We start from the raw sequence: 22,092 nt of genomic DNA on the forward strand, positions 1-22,092 counted from the left end.
AATAACAACAAAACAAGATTTATTAAAATACGGCATATGACGTATAATGGATAACTTATTGGTGGATTTCTTTTTCTACAAATGGACTATTAGGATTGCAAATTTCTAATATTAGCTGTTTTAGTTCTTGAAAATAATTATCTAAAGTATCTTGAGTTATGAGGTTGCTTTTATTTTCATAAAACGGCATAAACCCTTGGCTTAAATTTTTAAAAGAAATAATGCCAGCTTGAATGGGTTTTTCAAACGGATTATTATAATTCATCATATAAGCATAGGCCAATATTTGAAATGGTTTACTGTATTTATCGTAATCGGTTGTAAGGTCTTCCCATTGGTTAATTTTTACTTTACCAGGTTCTACTTTTCCAGATTTATAATCTATGACTCTTATTGTGCCATTAAACTCATCAACACGGTCAACCATACCAGTTAAGTGTACCGGGAAATCAAGTTCAGGGATATGTAAAGGCACTTTATAAGAAGCTTCGACAGCGAGTATTTTTATAACATCACCGTTTTTAATCTGATTAAGTTCTAGGTTGATAAAGTTGTTGACATAGCGTTTAGCGATTTCGAAAATAATAAGATTTATCCCTGTAGTAATATCACCAGATTTAAATTCATTTTTTATATGATTATGTACAAGACGAGATACATTCTCTTTTAAGTTTTTTAGCAAGTCTTCTGTTAATTTTTTATTTATTAGTGGCCTGTATAAGTCTTCGAGCGTGTTGTGTATTGTTGTTCCTAAGGTGTTTGCTGCTACGGTTTCTTCAACGTCATCAAACTCTTTTATGCCTAGAATTTTTTGGGAATAAAAGTCTAAAGGGTTTCTAATATAGTTTGTTAGTGCTGAAGGAGAAAACCCTTTTTGTGCGATGTCTTTTAACCGATTTAATACAGCGTTATTTTTTTCAACTTCTAATAGTTTTTTTGATATTGACGGTACTGGAGACGTTACTATGGATGAGTCTACATTATGAGTTTCGTCTATTTCTAATTGTGTTATAAATCGGCTTTTTTCGCCACCGTTTAACACATCGGGTTCGGTATTGTAAACAATATGAACATTGGAGGCGCGTTGCAATAATCTGTAAAAGTGATAGGTATATACAGCGTCTTTTTCTTTGTATGTAGGAAGTTTGTTTTCTCGTTTTACATCAAATGGAATAAATGAGTTTTGTGTTTTACCTGCTGGTAAAATACCTTCATTAACAGAGGCTATAATAACGGTGTCGAAATCTAAGACACGAGATTCTAGCATTCCCATAATTTGCAGGCCTTGCAAGGGTTCACCATGAAAATCTAGAGTGTCATTTTTTATAAGTTCTCTGTATAAGCTATATAATGTGTCAACGGTTTCTATATAATTAAATTGTTCCATCATTTGCTCTAAGGAGTTAAATACTTCGTTAAAGCGATATAAATATTCTAAAGCCAGTAAATTGTTCGATTTATTACTGTCGAGGTGAGTTTTAATATTTAAAATAATGTTTTTACAGTGGTGTAATGCTTGTATTGGATTGTTTCTACAAGTTATAAAAAGTTGTATGAGTAATTCCTTCTTATTAGGCGCAATTTCACAAAGTTCATGTACAGAAAGCGAGACAATGTTATTTGTTTGTATATGTTCTATAATAACATTGGCATAATTTAAGTTGTTATCTTTAAATAGCGGTCTAATGTATTCATGCGATAATATGTTTACGACCTCTTTGTAATAGATAATGGTTTTTTTCGATTTATAGATACCGAATAATTTTTCAAAAAGAGATGCTAATGGGATTTGATGGAGCGGTAAGCCCATAGTAATATTTATTGCATTAATGTTTTCTGGTAAGGAGTTAATTAATGGAATAAGAAGCGATTCGTCTCCTAAAACAACAGCTGTGTTTTTTAATTGGTTTACAGTGTTTAGTTTTTCTAATAAACCGCCAATGTATTTTATTTGTCCCACATTTTTAGGTGTTCCTGTAACAGCTATTTGTTTATCAGTATGGTAATGGTTGGCGTTCCATTTAAAAGGGTGTTTTTTTAAAACAGGCCAATTTTTTTTGTGAGATCGAATAAAATGGCCAGCATCATGCAACTTATTTTTTACAAAATGGTTGTCAATATCCCAGTAGATGTTTGCTAGTCCTTGATTTAACAATTCTTGAATAATTACCTCTTCCGCTTTATTAAGTGCATTAAATCCAGCGAAAATGAATCTTTCGTTTGTGTTTTGTTTTATAAAAGCATGTAAGTTGTTTGATGCTTCTCTATAAACAAGGCCTTGGTAGCCTTTTTGTTTGGATATAAGTTGTTTAGTTAATGTTTGATAATATAGTTTTAACCTATTCCAGAAGGACAAATAGTTTTTTATATACGATGTTTGATTAGCCTCTATAGACCAATGATTGTGCTCTATTTTTTTTATTTCGCTTAAGTAATCAAAGATATTATTGGGCTCGATTAAATAGCGATCGATTTCATTAAAATCTTGAATTATTATTTGTGCCCATTTAAAAAACTTATCAAATGGCTCAATTTCTTCCTTAGGAGTAATGTTAAGGTAAACGCTATAAAACTCAAAAAATAACTCTGTATTAGAAAGGCGCTCTAAGTTAGATATTTGTTCAACAAACTCTTCAATAGAAACTATTTCAGGTGAAAAAAATGTTCCAGGAATATGTTTATGCAAGGTATTCTTTAAAAATACACCTGCTCTTTTACTAGGGAGTATAAAGGTTAATTTAGAAACATCCTGACCTTGTTTTTTTAGGTCTATAATTACGTCTTCAAGAAATGTTGTTGTCATGTTATAAAAATAAAAAACGCCCCGAAAATCGGAGCGTTTTTTTAAAAATTTATATGGTGTGTTTAACCAGTAATTATTTTACTAAGTTAATTTCTACACGTCTGTTGTTAGCTCTACCAGCTCTAGTTTTGTTAGTGTCGATAGGCTTAGACTCACCGTAACCTTTAGAAGATAATCTAAATTCGTCGATACCATTTTCTACTAAGTAATCTTTAACAGATAATGCTCTAGCTTCAGATAATCTCATGTTTAAAGATTCAGAACCTACACTATCAGTGTGACCTTCTACAGTAAACTTAGCATTAGGGTATTCTTCTAAGATATCAATAATGTTAGCTAATACTTCTTCAGAACGTGATTGGATTGAAGATTTACCTGTATCGAATAAGATTGTTTTAGCGTATGCGTTTAATGATTTTTGTACAGCTTCAGAAAGTTCTGGACAACCATTGTTTGCAACAGTACCAGGAACATCTGGACAGTTATCGTCTTTATCTAAAACATTATCACCATCAGTATCTGGCCATGGGCATCCGTTGTTTTCAGATGGACCAGCTTCGTTAGGACAGTTATCATCTTTATCAGCAATACCGTCACCATCAGCATCTGGACATCCAGCTAATGCTTTTTCACCAGCTACTGCAGGGCAAGCATCATCTTTATCAGCTACACCGTCACCATCTGTATCAGGACATCCGTTAAACTCAGCTAAACCAGCTTCGTTTGGACAATCATCCTTACCGTCTTCGATACCATCTCCATCAGAATCAGGACATCCGTTAAATTCTTCAAGACCAGCAACTTCTGGACAAGCGTCGTCTTTATCGTAGATACCGTCACCATCTGTATCTTTACCACCAAACTTAAATGTTAAACCAGCAGTATGTTGGAAGTGTGTGTCTAAATAATCTTCAAAGGCATGCTTGTAAGTACTTTGGAAGTTTAAACCAATATGCTCTGATAACCAGAAATTAATTCCTACAGTTCCATTTAAAGTACCAGCTCCAATTTCGTCAACCCAAGTGTAACCACCACCAACACCTAAGAAAGGTTCAATGCAGTTTGAGTTTAAAATTTCAGAAAAGCTATATTTAACTGTACCGTCAAGTCCGTAGTAAGAAAGATCATTAACAGAGGCATCACCGTAGCTGTCAATTCTGTTAATAGAACCTGTAACACCTAAACTAAAACCACTATCAATATATCTTGATACAGTAAGGCTAGAAAGTGAAGGTAAAATGTTCCAGTGATCTGTGGCATTAAAATATTCGTCGAAGTAATCGCCAAGTGGAGCATCTTCACCAGTAGGGTAAAAATCAACCGCGTTTACTCCTAGACTTATGGCCCATGGGTTGTTTTCATCTTGCGCATTGGCATTGCTTAAGCCAAATATAAGCAACATCGCGAACAATAATCTGCTAAGATTTTTCATATTCAAAAATTTAATTTTTAAGTGTTAATTGTAAGCAAAAGTAAGTTGTTAAATAATATTAACAAAGACAAATATAGAAAAATATTGAATATTTGCCCTAATTTATAGGCTATTCTAAGAAAAAATTAAATGATTTCCAACTTTTTCCCAACTTTAACAAATGCTTTAATGGCTTTATCTAAATGTTCTTTTTCGTGTGCTGCAGATAACTGTACTCGAATTCTAGCTTTTTCTTTTGGTACAACTGGATAGAAGAAACCTATAACATAAATACCTTCTTCAAGTAGCATATTAGCCATGGTTTGCGATAGCTTAGCATCGTAAAGCATAACAGGAACTATGGCAGAATCGCCATCAATGATATCAAAACCGGCTTGTTTAAGCCCATTTTTAAAATAGTTTGTGTTCCATTCTAGTTTGTCTCTTAACTCGGTATTATTAGAAAGCATATCGAATACCTTAATTGAAGCGCCTACAATAGCTGGTGCTAATGAGTTAGAGAATAAATATGGTCTAGAACGTTGACGCAACATTTCTATTATTTCTTTTTTTCCTGTGGTATAACCTCCCATAGCGCCGCCCAAAGCTTTTCCTAATGTTCCTGTTATAATGTCTATGCGTCCCATAACACCTTTTTCTTCTAAAGTACCACGACCTGTTTCGCCTATAAAACCAGCTGCGTGACATTCGTCTATCATTACAAGGGCATCGTATTTATCAGCTAAATCGCAAATTTTATCTAATGGAGCCACTAAACCATCCATAGAAAATACGCCATCGGTAACTATAATTTTAAACCTTGCGCCATTTTCGTTTGCTGCAATAAGTTGTTTTTCAAGATCTGCCATATCGTTATTTTGGAAACGGTATCTAGCAGCTTTACATAAACGAACACCATCGATAATAGAGGCATGATTTAAGGAATCGGAAATTATAGCATCTTCTTTAGTTAATAATGGTTCAAAAACACCACCATTAGCATCGAAAGCCGCTGCATAAAGAATAGTGTCTTCGGTTTGATAAAATTGGGCGATTTTTTGTTCAAGGGTTTTATGGATGTCTTGTGTTCCGCAAATAAAACGGACCGAGGACATACCAAATCCATGGGTATCCATAGTGTCTTTAGCAGCTTGAATAACGTCAGGGTGATTACTTAATCCTAAATAATTGTTAGCGCAGAAGTTTAGTACTTTTTCTCCAGTATTTAATGTAATTTCTGCATCTTGAGACGATGTTATAATGCGTTCTTCTTTAAATAAACCATCGTCTTTTATGTGTTGTAATTCTTCTTGTAAATAGTCTTTTATTTTTCCGTACATGATTGTGTTGTTTTTTGCAAATTTATAATTCTTTTACCGTAATTTCTTTATTAATGTAAATGAGTATTTTTTTGGTTACTTTATATCCCATGTCTTTAAGGGCATCATGATAACGTTCTATTTGTATTTGGTGTTTCTCTTCTTCTTGGCCTGTTTTATAATCTAAAATGGTGACTTTTTGATTTTTATCAATAACTATTCTGTCGGGTCTTAAAATAGTTCCTTCTTTAGTTATAATATCTTTTTCGTTATAGACGACTTGTTGGTTGTTAAAATAAGTTGTTAACTGTGGATGATTACTAATTTGTAACACCATGGCTTTTAAGTTCTGTTCTTGTGTTGGAGTTATTTTTCCTTGTATTATATAATCTTTAAAAACAGAATTTATATCGTCGTGGGTTTTAATGTTGGCCATAATATTATGGACTAAATTTCCTCTTTCAATCGCCACTTCTTGATTGGTGTTCCACAAATATCCAGAGTTTGTTACAATTTTTAAGCGGTGTTGTTCTCTAGGTGTTGATATAAACCTGTTTAATGTTTTGGTAGCTTGTTTTGTTTTAGGTTGAAGCGTTCTTTTGGAGCTGCCAAAGTGGTATTCTGTTTTATTGTTGTCCCAAAGCTGGTTGGCTTTAAGGTAGTTAATTAGTAACCCAGAATATTTTTTAAGCTTCTCTTGATTTTTTCTATCTAAATCCAATTCAGAGATAACATATAACTGTTCAACGGCGCGTGTTAAAACGACATAAAGTAAGTTTACAGCATCTAGTTCGAGTTCGGATTGCGAGTTTATATATAATTGTTCACCTATTTTTCCGTAGGTTTCAAGCTCTTTATTTTTATTAATATACACATATGGTACTCCATGAAATTCATCTGGATTTAAGGGAAACCAAATCTTCGATTTATCGAAATAAATGTCTTGATTGGCATAAGGAAAAATAACCACAGGAAATTCTAACCCTTTTGATTTATGAATAGTCATAATCTGGATGGCATTGCTTTGTTGCGGCGCAGCAATACTGAGCTTGTCTTTTTTTCTGTCCCAAAGCTCTAAAAACCCAGAAATACTTGCATCGTGTTTATGGGAGTAATCTAAAATTTCATCTAGAAAAAACTGGATGTAAGCATTAGGTTTTTCGCATAAGTTAAATGCGCGTATAATACTTTCGGTAGCTTCGTAAATAGGAAGACTGGAAACATCATTAAAATCAAAAGTTATTTGATTTTCACATAATCGGTTAAATGCATCTACAGGGTTTAAACTTATGTATTGGGCATAAAAATTATGCTTATCGTTAATATTTAAAATATGTTCTGCTATAAATGTTAATAGTGCAAATTTTGTCTCGTTGTTTTTGGGTTGCAAACTAAGTTGAAACATATTCACAAGAAATTGAACCTCTGGTGCATTACTGAGTAATAATGATTCCGATGAGACAACATTTAAACCTTGATTATTTAAATACTCAGCAATAGCGACCCCTTCTTTCCCTTTTCTGGTAATAATACAAATATCGCCAAGTGCAAAACCTTCTTTAAGCGTTTGTTGTATTATTTGTAGTGTTTTTTCACAATGTAATTCATCTTTGTCTTGTTCTTTAACATCTAAAAAAGAAAGCTCTACATACCCTGTTTTTTCTATCGATATTTTTTGTTCGCTGGCTTGATATATGGCTGCATGGTTAGGATTTGAAAACACAAAACTAGACAGGTGCTTAAATAGCGCATTGTTGAACTCTACAATGGTTTTGGCGCTTCTAAAGTTATACTCTAAAGATTTCTCTTTAGCATCAATATGAAAAGGGTTTGTGTGTTTTGTATATAAATCTATAAATTGCTCTGCGCGTCCGCCACGCCAGCGGTAAATAGCTTGTTTTGCATCGCCAACTAACATGGCTGTTCCTGTTTCGCCTTTTAAATTTTCGTTAGACAAAGCATGGCTTATTAAAGGCGTTAAATTAGTCCATTGTAATATAGAGGTGTCTTGAAATTCATCGATAAAATAATGTTTAAACTTTTCGCCAAGACGTTCGTAAATAAAAGGTGCTGGTTGCTGTTTGATTTCGTTGTGTATAAGGGTGTTGAATTCTGAAATCAATAGTAAGTCGTCCTCTTTTTTAATAGTGTCTAAGGTTTCACTAATGGCATGTATTACTGATAGTGGCGTTATATTTTTTATACAGTTTTTAAGAAAATTATACTCGGCAATAGCTGTTTTTGTTGTTTCAAAAAAAGCCGCTAATTGTGGTTGTATGTCATTAATAATTTGGGCAATATTATCGGAAACTCGTTTTGGGTAAAGCGTATTGTTTTCAACTAAATCTTTTTGCCAAGCAGCAGTGAACTCATCTTTAAAATTAGCATTAACAAGTTTTGTAAAATACTTTGGGAGCGAGCCGCGGCTAAAATCGTTATGTTCTAAACTGGCAGCTTCAATAAGTTCTAAAGCGTCTTTAGCTTGTTTTATAATGTGATCGCTTTTTTCTTTTTGAGTTTTAAGTAAGGCTGTTTTAAGATTGGCAAAATCTGTAACAGTTTTTCCTTTAAGTTGGTTTATATAAGGAATGTCGTTTTCGTTAATTAAAAGTTTTGCTATTTGGTTAAAATCGTAAGCAATATTCCAGCTTCTGTCGTCATCGGCTTTTTCAATAGCAAAGTCAACCAACACTTTGGTTAGTTTTTTATTGGTGCCAGCTTCTTCTATAAGTAAATCAACGGCTTTACTTAATAGATAAGTTGTATCTAGTTCTACTTCAAAGTTAACAGGTAGTTTTAAGTCATGAGCAAAGGTTCTTATTAGTCTATGATTAAATTTATCTATAGTAGAAATATCAAAAGCCGCATAATTATGTACCATAGTTTGCAGCAGTGTTGCAGATTTTTGATGGAGGTCTTTAGGAGAGATGCTAAGTTCCTGTGCTAGATCATTAAACATAGGGTGATTTGCCGTTAGAATGCTTTCTTCAGAAAAAAGCTTTAGCGTTTCTATAATACGCGATTTCATTTCGTTAACGGCTTTATTGGTAAAGGTTAACGCGAGAAGTGTTCTAAATTTTAAAAGATTATTTGAAGCGAGAATAATTTGCAAATAGTTTTTTACTAGCGTATAGGTTTTTCCGCTTCCGGCCGAAGCATTATAAATGGTAAACGTATCTTGTTGTGGCATTTATTAATTTGTTTTGGTACAAGATAAAAACAATCGATAACTTCATAACAATTTATTATTTTCAATTTGTCCTGAAACTCCTCAATTATCATTAAATTTGGCTAAAGAATTAAGTTTAATCATTAAAACATAACATATTATGGCTTTTGAATTACCAAAATTAAAATACGCATACGATGCATTAGAACCACATATTGATGCACGTACTATGGAAATACATCATACAAAACATCATAACGGTTATACCACTAAGTTAAATGCTGCTATTGAGGGTACAGACCTAGAAGGAAAAACAATAGAAGATATCCTTACAAATTTAGATATGGATAATGCTGCTGTTAGAAATAATGGTGGTGGATTTTACAACCACTCGTTATTTTGGGAAGTGATGAATCCAGAAGGAAAAGGACGCCTATCAGGTGAATTAAAAGACGCTATAGAAGATGCTTTTGGATCTGTAGAGGCGTTTAAAGATGCTTTTAGTAAAGCTGCGGCAACACAATTTGGTTCTGGATGGGCCTGGTTGTGTGTACACAAAGGAGGGAAAGTTGAAGTATGTTCAACACCTAACCAAGACAATCCATTAATGCCAGGTGTAACTTGCCAAGGAACACCTATTTTAGGATTAGATGTTTGGGAGCATGCTTATTACTTAAACTATCAAAATAGACGACCAGATTACATTGAAGCGTTTTTTAACGTAATTAACTGGAACGAAGTAGAACGTCGTTATGCCGAAGCTAAATAACAATACGTTTTAATAGTACAGAAAAAAGCAAACCTAAATGGTTTGCTTTTTTTATTCTATTGTGATTCTATTTTATAAACCGAATTAAAATGAAAAAAGGTGAACAAGTGTTCACCTTTTTTGCCCCAAATCTACCATAAACTTAACCTACTTATGTTATGGTGATGACAAATTTATGGAATAGGCTAAAACCGATTAAAAATATTGGATAAACTGCTTATAAATCAGTCTAAAAGTTAAAAAGAGAAGCAGAAACGAGTGTTTTCTTAAGAAATAGCTAGGGTTTTAATAAAAAAGGCGAACAAGATGTTCGCCTTTTTTGCCCCAAATCTACCATGAACTTAACCTACTTATGTTATGGTATTACTAAGGTAGATTTTATTAAATTAAGTTGCGTTAAAAAATAGATAAAATGCTATTTTATTAGCCAAACAGTTTATTTTGTAGGATAAAGTGTATTTGTAACTCTTTGATTAATAGGCTCTTTCTTTGTTCCCTTCGTAAAAATTAATAAACGCTCTATTAACAACACGATTTCCACCAACAGTAGGGTAATTGCCTGTAAAATACCAATCGCCTAAATTTTTAGGACAAGCTTTATGAAGGTTTCCTACAGGTTGGAAAATGGTTTCTACTTTAGCATTTACTGTATCATCAGAAATAAGTTGTGCGATTTTATTAGAAATCTCATCGTCTGTAAATTGCTTATATAGATCTTTTACAAAGTTTCTTACGTCTTTATCTTCTAAGTTTACTTGGGCTTTACATTTATCATAAACTTCTTTTACCAAGTGATATTTATTGTTTTCCTCTAATAACTCTAACATGGCTCTAAAGGCAATTAAGTCTTCTAGCCTAGCCATATCAATACCGTAACAATCTGGGTAACGAATTTGAGGCGCCGATGAGACCACAACAATTTTTTTAGGGCTTAAGCGATCCATCATTTTTATAATACTCTTTTTTAATGTGGTGCCTCGTACAATACTATCGTCTATAATAACAAGATTGTCGGTAGGTTTAATTACGCCATAGGTTACATCGTAAACGTGAGCGACTAAATCGTCACGACTACTATCTTCTGTAATAAATGTTCTTAGTTTAACATCTTTAATGGCAATTTTTTCAATGCGAGGTCTTTCAGAAAGTATATCGGTGACTTGATCTGCAGATAATTGACCTTTACCATCAAAAATGGCTTGGGTTTTCTTTTCGTTTAAATGTGCTTCTACCGTTTCAATCATTCCAAAAAAGGAGGTTTCAGCTGTATTAGGAATGTATGAAAAAACGGTGTTTTTTGTATCATTTTCTATAGACTCCAATACTTTTGGCATAAGTAGTTTACCTAATTCTTTACGTTCTTGGTAAATTTCAGCATCGCTACCTCTTGAGAAATAAATACGCTCAAAGGAGCACGCTTTTCTTTCTAGAGGTTCTATAATTTTTTTAATAGCGACTTCGCCAGATTTTTTTGTAATTATGGCGTGTCCAGGATCTAATTCTTCAACGTCGTCAAAATCTACGTTAAAAACGGTTTGAATAACCGGGCGTTCAGAAGCAACGACAACAACTTCATCATCTTTGTAGTAATAAACGGGGCGAATTCCAGCAGGATCGCGAAGCACAAACGAATCGCCGTGCCCAAGTAAACCTGCCATAGCATAACCGCCATCCCAATCTTTTGAGGCTTTTCTTAAAATTTTAGCAACGTTTAAACGCTCGGCAATTAAAGGTGAGCATTCATTTTTACTATAGCCTTCTTTTTTAAGTTTCTTATATATTTTTGATACAGCATCATCTAAAAAGTGTCCAATTTTTTCCATTATAGTAATGGTATCGGCTTTTTCTTTTGGGTGCTGGCCGAGTTTAACCAATTTGTCGAATAGTTGATTAACATTGGTCATATTAAAGTTACCGGCAACAATTAAGTTACGGTGCATCCAATTGTTTTGACGTAAAAATGGATGAACACTTTCCACACTATTTTTTCCAAAAGTACCATAGCGTACATGTCCCAAAAGGACTTCGCCTACATACGGAATATGGCGTTTTTGTAGGGCAACATCGTTGGCGTATTCTGGATGCTCGGCAAGTTCTTTATTAATACGTTCGTTAATTTGCCCAAAAATATCTTGTATGGGTTGTTGTGCTATAGAGCGTACTCGGCTAATGTAGCGTTCGCCAGGTTGAGTATCTAGTTTTATGCTTGCAAATCCAGCACCATCTTGACCGCGATTGTGCTGTTTTTCCATCATTAAATACATTTTATTTACGCCATAAAAAGCGCTACCGTACTTTTCTTTGTAGTATTCTAAGGGTTTTAAAAGCCTTATTTGTGCAATTCCGCATTCGTGTTTAAGTGCGTCGCTCATGATGTGTGTTGTGTTGTTATGTAATTAAAAAACGCGCTCAATTTTGAGCGCGCCTGTTTATGCTAATTCGATATCGAATTGTGTTAGTTGTTTAAATTCTTGTAAGCGTTTGTGGATCAATTTTTTTTCTAGATTTTGCATACGTTCTGTACCAAATTTTTCAACACAGAATGATGCTAGTGTTGATCCATAAATTACGGCTTTTTTCATGTTTTCAAAAGTAACATTATCAGTTTTTGCTAAAAAACCAATAAAACCTCCGGCAAAGGTATCGCCAGCTCCTGTTGGATCGAAAACTTCTTCTAAAGGTAAAGCAGGCGCGTAGAAAACATTACCATTATGAAATAATAACGCACCGTGTTCTCCTTTTTTAATAACCACATATTTAGGTCCCATATCATGAATTTTTCTAGCAGCTACTACTAGAGAGTATTCTCCCGTTAGTTGTCTTGCTTCTTCATCATTTATGGTAATAACATCAACTTTGTTAATGACTTTGTGTAAATCTTCTAAAGCATTGTCCATCCAAAAATTCATAGTATCCAATACAACTAATTTTGGTTTGCTTTCCATTTGTTCTAACACGCTTAGTTGTACTAGCGGATGTAGGTTTCCTAGCATAACATAGTCGGCGTTTTTATAGTTTTCAGGAACTACAGGATTAAAATCGGCTAGGGTGTTAAGTTCTGTCGCTAGAGTATCTCTAGTGTTCATGTCGTTGTGGTAGCGTCCACTCCAAAAGAATGTTTTTCCTTCTTTAACGATTTCAACTCCAGAAATATCGACGTTTTTATTTTGAAGTAGGTCTAGATAATCTTGTGGAAAATCGCCGCCTACTACAGACACTGCTGCGCTATCAATATCGAATTGAGAAGCTGCGAGACCTATAAAAGTAGCTGCTCCTCCTAAAATTTTATCGGTTTTGCCAAATGGTGTTTCAATAGCGTCGAAGGCTACTGTACCTACAATAACTAATTTGCTCATTTATGGTGTTATGAATTTTTTGCAAATATAGTGGTTTTTTAAAAGACGAGCAGTATAATAATGGTTTGTGGCGTATTTACTTGTTGTAAGCGATTTAATATAGATTTTTAATCTTTTATATGGCTCTTGCACTACGCATGACAAATTATATTGCAGAAAAAAGCCATAATAATTTTCTCTGCATCAAGAGTTTTTTAATTAAATTAGTTATAGAAACCTAACCCTTACATGACATACAAATTTAACGAATATGAATAAGCTCTTTCATATATTTAAGGTAGATGCAACAGAAGCAAAACGAATTTCGGAATTACCAAACGAACCTCATAATCATAATTTTGAAGAGCTTCTTATAGGAATTCAAGGTGAATTAGAGCATTTTATAGATTTTGAATCATCAAAAATACAAGCGCCTTTTATAAGCTTTGTAACCAAGGGGAAAATGCATAGAGTAGTACCAAAACCCATAAAGGGTAACTGTGAAATTTGGGGCATTCGGTTTAAAAGCGAATTCATACCAGAAACTACCTTTCAATTATATTCTTTATATCATAACCAAGCCAATATAAAATTAAAAAGAGACAATTGCTTTCAACGATTGGTTACCATTTGCGAAATGATGTTTGACGAAACACGGCAGGAACAAATAGACTACGCCATAATTAGGCAGTTATTAAGTGCGCTTTTAACAATGATAGAATCTGAAAGAAAAAAAATGCTTCCAACAGATGAAACCGCCCCAAAAACGCAACACATCTCGTTTGGTAATTTTTTAAGCATTCTAGAAGAAAATTATCATAGACCTGTAGGAGTAGAATTTTACGCAGAAAAACTATTTATGTCTTCAAGAAACCTAAACATAATTTGTCAAGATATATTAGAGCAAAGCGTTTCAGAAATTATAGAAACTCGAAAATTAATCGAGGCCAAAAACCTGTTAATTTCTACCAACAAAACAGTTGCTGAAATAGCCTATGAGTTAGGGTACAGCGAAGGGTCTTATTTTTCTAAAGTATTTAAAAAGAAGTCTGGGCAATCGCCAGGAGACTTCCGTGAAGAGATGCAAAACTCGCTCATTTCCTAAAATTACCCTAAGACTTCCGAAAAGTGTAAAAAACAAAGCATCATTTGTACGCATTTTTGCAATGTGAATATTAAACACTATTCAAAATGAAAACAAATTTTAAAACATTAAGTAAAGTAGTAGCTGTTGTAAGTTTTGCAGTATTTTTAACTAACTGTACAAACAATAGCACAGAGTTGCAATCTAAAATAAAAACTTTAGAAGCCGAATTACAAACCTATAAAGATGCCGAAACAAAAACACAACAACGTTTAATGGTGTTTGATACGTTAGACTACGAATTTTATACAAATCAAAAATGGGATAAATTTAGTCACAGTCATGCTAGCGATATTGTTGTTTATAATGCAGATGGAAGCATTAGCAAAGGGTTATATCCAGCACATATTACCGATTTAAAACCTATGTTTGTATTTGCGCCTGATACTCGTATAGAAAATCATCCTGTAAAGTTTGGAAATGGCGATTGGATAGCTGTTATAGGAGAGTTAAAAGGAGCTTTTACAAAGCCAATGCCAATTGGTGATGGGAAAACAATTGCTCCTACAGGTAAAAAATTCAAATTAAGAATGGCAACCATAGCCCATTGGAAAGATGGAAAAATGACAGAGGAGTATTTATTTTACGACAACCAAGATTTTATGAAACAAATTGGGCTAGCTCAATAAAATAAAAGTAAAACTTGAAAACATTGCTCTGTGAATCGAAAAAAATTTATAAAATCATTGGCACTAGTGCCACTAATAGGTTCAGCTATGAATTTAAGAGAATTAGATAAAATGACCTCAAACATGAGTAATACAAGTAAAATGCCTGTATTATTCTTAGGTCACGGAAGCCCAATGAATGCCATTGAGGAAAACGAATTTGTTGCAGGGTTTAGAAAAATAGGTAAAGAAATACCAAAACCTAATGCCATTTTATGTGTTTCTGCTCATTGGGAAACCAGAGGGACGTTTGTAACAGCCATGCAGCACCCAAAAACAATTCACGATTTTGGTGGTTTCCCACAAGCGCTGTTCGATGTGCAGTATCCAGCACCAGGAAGTCCAGAGTTGGCCAAACAAACAAAAAACCTAATTACCCAAACAGAGGTTGGTTTGGACGACAAATGGGGGCTTGATCACGGTGCATGGAGTGTTATAAAGCACCTTTACCCGAATGCTAATATCCCAGTTGTACAAATGAGTATTGATTATACCAAACCAGCACGTTATCATTATGAATTAGCAAAACAAATAAACAGTCTTCGCCAAAAAGGTGTGTTAATTATTGGTAGTGGGAATATGGTGCATAACCTAAGAAGAGTAGCATGGAACAAACTTAACGAAGAATTTGCTTTTGATTGGGCAACTGAAGCCAACGAAGCAATGAAAAGACATATTTTGAGTGGCGATTTTCAGCCTTTAATTGATTTTAAATCGCAAGGAAAAGCCTTCGATTTGGCAATTCCTACACCAGAACATTATTTGCCACTACTTTATAGTTTGGCCTTAAAAGAGGACAATGAAAAAATAAGCTTATTTAACGATAAGCCTGTTGCGGGATCCTTAACAATGACTTCCTTAAAAATAGGATAGGATTGGATTTAAATGGGAAATTATAGTATTGTAATAAGATTATTTTCTACCAAAGTCGGCAGGAATTTCTCCCCAAGCTTTAGTTTCCCATTTTACAATGATTGTCGTATAGCTGTTTTCTTTAAGCCATTTTACAGCACGATCAACAAGTTCGAAAACAGGTTTGTTTTTCTCGTTCCGTTCTAATTTGGTGTTACAGTTTTTTTTACGAACCCAACTTAAAGCTGTTTTAGAGTCTGTATAAATAATTCGGTTACTGTTGTGTTGTTTTAAGAAAGCCAAGCCATGAACAATAGCTAAAAACTCACCAATATTATTGGTGCCTTCTTCAAAAGGACCTTGAATAAAAAGTTGCTTTTTGGTTTTGGTGTCTACACCACGATATTCCATTTTTCCTGGATTTCCAGAAGATGCAGCATCAACCGAAATGGAGTTGTAATTGGGTAGGCCTATTTTTTTTAGTTGTTCTTCTGAAAGGTCGCTTTTAAAACGTTTCGACTTACCTACATAATCCTTATAGTTACTTTTATAGGCTTTTTTAGCCGCTTCAAAAGATGAAAAAGATTTATAAATAGCGCCTTTAAAATCTTTTATTTGTGCTTTACAGTCATCCCAAGACTCAAACACACCTGTGTTATGACCTTTCCAAACGGTGTAATATTTTTTCTTTTTCTTACTCATTTAGTAATTTCTCGACAACTTTAGGAAAATGTTCCATTTCCAATGTATGTATTTTAGCTGCTACATCTTCTGCATTATCTAAGGTGTCTATGTAACATTTAGCCTGAAAAATAATGGCGCCTTCATCGTAATTTTCGTTTACATAATGAATAGTAATCCCCGTTTCAGTTTCTTTATTAGCAACAACAGCTTCATGCACATGCATGCCATACATGCCTTTTCCGCCATATTTTGGTAATAAGGCTGGATGAATATTTATCACTTTATTAGGAAATTCGTTTAAGATGTGATCTGGAAATTTCCATAAAAACCCAGCTAGAACAATTAAATCGGGTTGCGATGCTTTAAGAATGTTTAAAACATCGTTTGTAGTTGTGAAAGCTACACGGTTGAATGATAAAGCGCTGGTTTTTAAGTTTTTACACCTGTCTAGTACTTTGGCATGAGGATTGTTAGTAAGAACTTGAACAACAGTAGCATCATCTCGATTTTGAAAAAACCTGATTAAATTTTCAGCATTAGAGCCGCTACCGGACGCAAAAATTACAATTCGTTTCATTTATAGGTATAGTGCTATTGTTGTTGACAAAAAAAAGAATTATTATTAACAATTAAGACGCAAAATTGAAATACTTCAAAGTAATTTTAGTAAATTACAATCACATTTTTAGGTCAAAGGTGTGTATTAACATAAAGTTTTATATTTTTGCGTCCTAAATTTAAACTTAAAATTAAAAATTATGTCAGACATTGCATCAAGAGTAAAAGCGATTATCGTAGACAAATTAGGTGTAGATGAGAACGAAGTTGTAACTGAAGCAAGCTTCACTAACGATTTAGGAGCAGACTCATTAGACACTGTAGAATTAATTATGGAATTCGAAAAAGAATTCGATATCCAAATCCCAGATGATCAAGCTGAGAACATTGCAACAGTTGGTCAAGCTATCTCATACATAGAAGAAGCAAAGTAATTCATTACGTAATTTATGGAATTAAGGCGAGTTGTAGTTACTGGTTTAGGAGCACTTACACCTATAGGCAAAACCAAAGATGAATATTGGGAAGGCTTACTTAATGGAAAAAGTGGTGCTGCCCCTATAACATATTTTGATGCTGAAAAGTTCAAAACTAAATTCGCTTGCGAATTAAAAGACTTTAACGCTACCGACTATCTAGATAGAAAAGAAGCTCGTAAAATGGATAGGTTTACACAGTATGCAATGGTTGCTTCTGATGAAGCTATTGCAGATGCTAAGTTAAACCTTGACGTTGTAGATAAATTACGAGTGGGTGTTATTTGGGGAGCAGGAATAGGTGGCTTGGAAACCTTCCAAAACGAGGTAATTAATTTTGCTGAAGGTGATGGAACACCAAGATTCAATCCATTTTTTATCCCTAAAATGATTGCAGATATTGCACCAGGAAACATATCCATTAAAAATGGCTTTATGGGGCCTAATTACACAACGGTATCTGCATGTGCGTCATCGGCTAACGCTATGATCGATGCACTAAACTATATTCGTTTAGGCCATTGTGATGTGGTTGTTACTGGCGGAAGTGAAGCTGCTGTAACCATTGCAGGAATGGGTGGTTTTAATGCTATGCATGCGTTATCTACAAGAAACGACAGTCCTGAAACCGCTTCAAGACCTTTTGATGCCACAAGAGATGGCTTTGTCTTAGGAGAAGGTGCAGGAGCTATTATTCTTGAAGATTACGAGCATGCCAAAGCAAGAGGCGCTAAAATTTATGCTGAAGTTGTTGGAGGCGGTTTGTCTTCCGATGCACATCATATGACAGCACCTCACCCAGACGGTATAGGCGTTATAGCTGTAATGAAAAATTGTTTAGAAAATGCAGGCTTGAAACCCGAAGATGTAGACCACATTAATACACATGGAACTTCGACACCTTTAGGCGATGTTGCCGAATTAAAGGCTATTAAAGAAGTTTTTGGGAATCATGCTAAAGACATTAATATTAACTCAACAAAATCTATGACTGGGCACTTATTAGGTGCAGCAGGTGCAATAGAAGCCATTGCTTCCATTTTAGCTATGGAACATGGTGTTGTGCCGCCAACTATAAATCATAGTACGGTTGATGAAAATATTGATCCAGCATTAAATCTAACACTTAACAAAGCTCAAAAGAGAGACGTTAAAGTTGCTATGAGTAACACATTTGGCTTTGGTGGTCATAATGCTTGTGTGTTATTTAAAAAAATGGATTAATTCCTAAATGAGTTACATTAAAAACATATTTAATTCCCGTTCAGATTCTGACGGGAATTTTTTTGTTGCAGTTCGTCATATTTTAGGGTTTAAGCCTAAAACGTTACATTATTACAAAACGGCTTTCACGCATCGTTCTATGAATATTAAAGACGATAATGGAAATGCTGTTAATTATGAGCGATTAGAGTTTTTGGGCGACGCCATGTTGGGGGCTGTTATTGCATCTCATTTGTATCTTGAAGTCCCAAGTGGCGATGAAGGTTATTTAACAAAAATGCGTTCAAAAGTTGTTAGTCGCGAGCATTTAAACGAACTAGGTAAAGATTTAAAACTTATTTCGTTGGTGGAAAGTAAAATTCCCAAAGGCCAATTTGGTGATAATATTCATGGCAATTTATTTGAAGCCTTAGTTGGTGCTATTTTCTTAGATCGCGGGTATAAAAATTGCGAAAAATTTATTTATAAAAAAGTCATTATCCCTTATGTTGATATAGAAAAACTAGAAGGGAAAGTTATTAGTTATAAAAGCTTACTTATAGAATGGTGCCAAAAAGAAAAGAAAACATTCGATTATAACGTTTATGAAGATACAGGTAATGACGATATAAAACACTTTTCGGTTAAACTATCTATCGACGATAAAGTTGTTTCTAAGGCACGCGCAACTTCAAAAAAGAAAGCCGAAGAAAAAGCTTCCAAGCGCGCTTTTTTTGTCTTCCAAAATCAAATTTCTAAAACCTTTTAATCTTTTTATCAACATCATGTTATAGTGCTTAAACTATAACGTTTTCGTTGATAAAATCACCTAAGATTAAAGAAAACATAACTTTTTTAACACTTATATATAGTATATTTGACTAACATTAAGTTATGGGTATACGTAAATTACATCTAGATGTGTTTGATGAAATCGACTATCGTTTAGTTGGTATTCATACCTCTATAGAGGATTACCGGTTAGCGTATTTGCTTAACCAAGCTTTAAACCTAAAACTTAAAAGACAAAAACACGATCTTGAATTTGGAGATGCTTCAATATTTCCCATTTTCCAATGGTACGACGATAAAAAACAAGTCACTTGGCATCTTGTTGCGAATACCTGTAAATTAGAACTCGCATCTGGTAGTCAAGAAATAGAAACCGAACAAAGTTTGTTTAGTGGTAATAAAACGTATTTTAAAACAACATATTTATTGCCAGAGTATAAAAAAGTAAACTATTTGTTAAAAATTGAAGATGGCCAAGCCAATACCGTGGTGGGGCAGCATTTCATAAATCAAATACAAGATATACATCATGTTATAACAGCTTATAGCATAGATGCTAGTCAACTTAAATCAAAAAACAATTTAATCTTTTATTAATGCCACAACAAAAGAAAACAAAAATAGTAGCCACATTAGGACCAGCAACAAGTAGCAAGGAAACGTTAAAACAAATGCTAGATGAAGGCGCTAATGTGTTTCGAATTAATTTTTCTCATGCCGATTACGATGCCGTTAAGGAACGTATAAAAATGATAAGAGAGCTTAACGACGAGTATGGGTATAATGCAGCTATACTTGCCGATTTGCAAGGCCCTAAGCTTCGTGTAGGCGTTATGAAAGGTGAGGTTATAGTCAACGAAGGCGATGAGATTATTTTTGCCACAGGAAAACGTTTTGAGGGAACGAAAGAACGTGTTTACATGACTTACGATAACTTCCCACAAGATGCAAAACCAGGAGAAAAAATTCTTTTAGATGATGGTAAATTGATTTTTGAAGTCGTTTCTACAGATAAAAAATCAGAAGTTAAAGCGCGTGTAATTCAAGGAGGTCCTTTGCGTTCTAAAAAAGGCGTTAATTTACCAAATACCAACATATCACAACCAGCATTAACCGAAAAAGATGTGGAAGATGCCATTTTTGCTGTTAGTCAAGATGTAGATTGGATAGCGTTATCTTTTGTACGTCATGCAGAAGATCTTATGGAGCTAGAAGCTTTAATAAATGAACATAGCGAGCATAAAATTCCTATTATAGCTAAAATAGAAAAGCCAGAGGCTGTTGAGAATATAGATAAAATTGTGGCTTATTGCGATGGTTTAATGGTAGCAAGAGGCGATTTAGGTGTTGAAATTCCAGCACAAGAGGTGCCTTTAGTACAAAAGCAATTAGTATTACGTGCCAAAAAAGCTAGAATCCCTGTTATTATTGCTACGCAAATGATGGAGACCATGATTTCTAGTTTAACACCAACCCGCGCTGAGGTTAACGATGTAGCAAACTCAGTTATGGATGGTGCCGATGCTGTGATGCTTTCTGGAGAAACATCGGTTGGGCAATTCCCTGTTCAGGTAATTCGCCAAATGTCTAATATTATTAAAAGTGTTGAAGACTCTCATTTAATACAAGTACCACAATCGCCACCACATATTCGTACCAAGCGTTATATTACCAAATCGGTTTGTTATCACGCTGCCAATATGGCTAATGAAATTGATGCTAAAGTAATTTCAACGTTAACTAATAGTGGGTATACAGCATTTCAAATTTCAGCTTGGCGACCAAAAGCACATATTTTAGTATTCACGTCTAATAAACGCATTCTTACACAACTAAATTTACTTTGGGGCGTTCGAGCTTTTTATTACGACAAGTATGTAAGTACCGATGAAACCATTGAAGATGTAAACAAAATTGCTTGTAAAGAGAGTTTTGTAGAGGTAGGCGATATGATTATTAGTTTAGCTGCTATGCCAATCCAGGAAAAAGGTATGGTAAATACCTTACGTGTTACCGAAATTACGACCTGTAGTTTTTAAGGGTTGTTAATTTCTTTTTCAATTAATGAAATTATTTTTTCGAAAAAGGTAATTAAATCATTTATAATCTTTTCACCTGTATTTAAAGTTTCAAGTTTAAAGGTCGTAATATTCCATAATTCCATGCTTTTTATTAGGGTGTTATAATCTGTTTTTGGACCACCTTGTATTAAACCATCTTTGAAATAGTCTATTGCTATTTCGCTATAGTTTACTTTTTTAACAAAAAAGGGCTCTATTGTGTTGGTATATTGAGTGATAGCGTAGTCATTTTGGGCATCTATACTGTTTCTGTAGATTTCTAAATATTTAAAGGCTAATTTAAGCGAGTCGCTTTTTATTTGAGATTGCAGGTTTTGATTTTTAAACTCATCAGTAACAGGAAATGAAAGTCGCAGAGTCCAAAATGTAGATGTATTACCTAAAATTTTTTTAAGTGTAGGTATGGAGTCGGGGTTTTGACTGTCTAAAATTTTTAAAACATGTTTGTTGTCTTTAATTTGAGTCGTAAGATCATCATTATACAACTTTAGCTCTTTAATTTGACCTTTAAGCTCATCAGAAATACGTAATAAATATTCGGTTTTTTTATTTGAGGTAATTCTATTTGAGTTCCAGTTGTTAATACTTAAGGCTATTAAAATACCTATTACTACAAGTATAATTTCGCCAACCGCATACTTAAAATATTTAGTTGTTCTTCCTTCAGAAAGTAAACTTTGTCTAATTTTTCTAAAAAAGTGTATCATTAATTATGTGTGTCTCTAGCTTTAGACCAAGTTCGGGTTTTTAATTTAAAAAGACAAGTTATTGATTTTTAGTGTTTTTTATATAAAAAAATGCGTTAGAGACTTTAAATCTAACGCATTT

The 22,092-nt window shown here is 33.9% G+C and carries 18 protein-coding genes; 9 read left to right on the plus strand and 9 right to left on the minus strand.

Annotation, left to right across the window (positions count from 1 at the left end; genetic code table 11):
* Positions 1–55: 55 nt before the first annotated feature.
* The 4 genes from R3L15_RS13790 to R3L15_RS13805 all read right to left on the minus strand — a co-directional run bounded on the left by R3L15_RS13790 (position 56) and on the right by R3L15_RS13805 (position 8,723).
* Positions 56–2,803, minus strand: coding sequence for a PD-(D/E)XK nuclease family protein (locus tag R3L15_RS13790; RefSeq protein WP_338732361.1), 2,748 nt, complete (start codon positions 2,801–2,803; stop codon positions 56–58).
* Between the two features lie 73 nt (positions 2,804–2,876).
* Entirely contained in the window at positions 2,877–4,235 is a 1,359-nt protein-coding gene (locus R3L15_RS13795) for an OmpA family protein (protein WP_338732362.1), read from the minus strand.
* A gap of 125 nt (positions 4,236–4,360) precedes the next feature.
* Positions 4,361–5,554: a glycine C-acetyltransferase gene (gene kbl / locus R3L15_RS13800; RefSeq protein ID WP_338732363.1), complete on the minus strand. Its 1,194-nt coding sequence runs from the start codon at positions 5,552–5,554 to the stop codon at positions 4,361–4,363.
* A 22-nt stretch (positions 5,555–5,576) separates the two neighbouring features.
* A complete protein-coding gene (locus R3L15_RS13805) occupies positions 5,577–8,723 on the minus strand; it encodes a UvrD-helicase domain-containing protein (protein ID WP_338732365.1) in 3,147 nt (1,048 codons plus the stop codon).
* 139 nt (positions 8,724–8,862) lie between these two features.
* Between R3L15_RS13805 and R3L15_RS13810 the strand changes: the two genes are divergently transcribed.
* Entirely contained in the window at positions 8,863–9,471 is a 609-nt protein-coding gene (locus R3L15_RS13810) for a superoxide dismutase (RefSeq protein ID WP_338732366.1), read from the plus strand.
* 473 nt (positions 9,472–9,944) lie between these two features.
* Here R3L15_RS13810 and R3L15_RS13815 read toward each other — a convergent pair whose 3' ends face one another.
* Together R3L15_RS13815 and R3L15_RS13820 are read right to left on the minus strand one after the other, a co-directional pair.
* Positions 9,945–11,843: an amidophosphoribosyltransferase gene (locus R3L15_RS13815; protein ID WP_338732367.1), complete on the minus strand. Its 1,899-nt coding sequence runs from the start codon at positions 11,841–11,843 to the stop codon at positions 9,945–9,947.
* A gap of 57 nt (positions 11,844–11,900) precedes the next feature.
* A complete protein-coding gene (locus R3L15_RS13820) occupies positions 11,901–12,827 on the minus strand; it encodes a PfkB family carbohydrate kinase (RefSeq protein ID WP_338732368.1) in 927 nt (308 codons plus the stop codon).
* Between the two features lie 250 nt (positions 12,828–13,077).
* Between R3L15_RS13820 and R3L15_RS13825 the strand changes: the two genes are divergently transcribed.
* The 3 genes from R3L15_RS13825 to ygiD all read left to right on the plus strand — a co-directional run bounded on the left by R3L15_RS13825 (position 13,078) and on the right by ygiD (position 15,491).
* On the plus strand, positions 13,078–13,911 hold the full coding sequence (locus tag R3L15_RS13825; protein ID WP_338732369.1) for an AraC family transcriptional regulator: 834 nt from the start codon (positions 13,078–13,080) through the stop codon (positions 13,909–13,911).
* A gap of 86 nt (positions 13,912–13,997) precedes the next feature.
* Positions 13,998–14,579 carry an ester cyclase gene (locus R3L15_RS13830; protein ID WP_338732370.1) on the plus strand — a complete coding sequence of 194 codons (582 nt, stop codon included), beginning with the start codon at positions 13,998–14,000 and terminating at the stop codon, positions 14,577–14,579.
* An 87-nt stretch (positions 14,580–14,666) separates the two neighbouring features.
* A complete protein-coding gene (gene ygiD, locus R3L15_RS13835; RefSeq protein ID WP_338734150.1) occupies positions 14,667–15,491 on the plus strand; it encodes a 4,5-DOPA dioxygenase extradiol in 825 nt (274 codons plus the stop codon).
* A gap of 39 nt (positions 15,492–15,530) precedes the next feature.
* Here the strand turns inward: ygiD and R3L15_RS13840 are convergent, their stop codons facing one another.
* Both R3L15_RS13840 and R3L15_RS13845 read right to left on the minus strand, forming a co-directional pair.
* On the minus strand, positions 15,531–16,172 hold the full coding sequence (locus R3L15_RS13840) for a ribonuclease H family protein (protein ID WP_338732371.1): 642 nt from the start codon (positions 16,170–16,172) through the stop codon (positions 15,531–15,533).
* Complete coding sequence (locus R3L15_RS13845; protein ID WP_338732372.1) at positions 16,165–16,731, minus strand: phosphoribosylglycinamide formyltransferase; 567 nt, start codon at positions 16,729–16,731, stop codon at positions 16,165–16,167. Before R3L15_RS13845 ends, R3L15_RS13840 begins: the two co-directional genes overlap by 8 nt.
* A gap of 181 nt (positions 16,732–16,912) precedes the next feature.
* Between R3L15_RS13845 and R3L15_RS13850 the strand changes: the two genes are divergently transcribed.
* The 5 genes from R3L15_RS13850 to pyk all read left to right on the plus strand — a co-directional run bounded on the left by R3L15_RS13850 (position 16,913) and on the right by pyk (position 21,222).
* Positions 16,913–17,146, plus strand: coding sequence for an acyl carrier protein (locus tag R3L15_RS13850; RefSeq protein ID WP_008269813.1), 234 nt, complete (start codon positions 16,913–16,915; stop codon positions 17,144–17,146).
* 15 nt (positions 17,147–17,161) lie between these two features.
* Entirely contained in the window at positions 17,162–18,412 is a 1,251-nt protein-coding gene (gene fabF / locus R3L15_RS13855) for a beta-ketoacyl-ACP synthase II (protein WP_338732373.1), read from the plus strand.
* Positions 18,413–18,419: 7 nt separating this feature from the next.
* The gene (gene rnc / locus R3L15_RS13860; protein ID WP_338732374.1) at positions 18,420–19,160 is read left to right on the plus strand and encodes a ribonuclease III; all 741 of its coding nucleotides are present in this window, start codon (positions 18,420–18,422) and stop codon (positions 19,158–19,160) included.
* Positions 19,161–19,285: 125 nt separating this feature from the next.
* The gene (locus R3L15_RS13865; protein WP_338732375.1) at positions 19,286–19,780 is read left to right on the plus strand and encodes an IPExxxVDY family protein; all 495 of its coding nucleotides are present in this window, start codon (positions 19,286–19,288) and stop codon (positions 19,778–19,780) included.
* On the plus strand, positions 19,780–21,222 hold the full coding sequence (gene pyk / locus R3L15_RS13870) for a pyruvate kinase (protein WP_338732377.1): 1,443 nt from the start codon (positions 19,780–19,782) through the stop codon (positions 21,220–21,222). The genes R3L15_RS13865 and pyk overlap by 1 nt, the downstream gene beginning before the upstream one ends.
* Here the strand turns inward: pyk and R3L15_RS13875 are convergent.
* A complete protein-coding gene (locus tag R3L15_RS13875; RefSeq protein ID WP_338732378.1) occupies positions 21,219–21,971 on the minus strand; it encodes a DUF6090 family protein in 753 nt (250 codons plus the stop codon). The two genes, pyk and R3L15_RS13875, sit on opposite strands and share 4 nt — an antisense overlap.
* Positions 21,972–22,092: the final 121 nt, after the last annotated feature.

Origin of the sequence: Mangrovimonas cancribranchiae (assembly GCF_037126245.1) — a bacterium.
Classification (GTDB): Bacteria; Bacteroidota; Bacteroidia; order Flavobacteriales; family Flavobacteriaceae; genus Mangrovimonas; species Mangrovimonas cancribranchiae.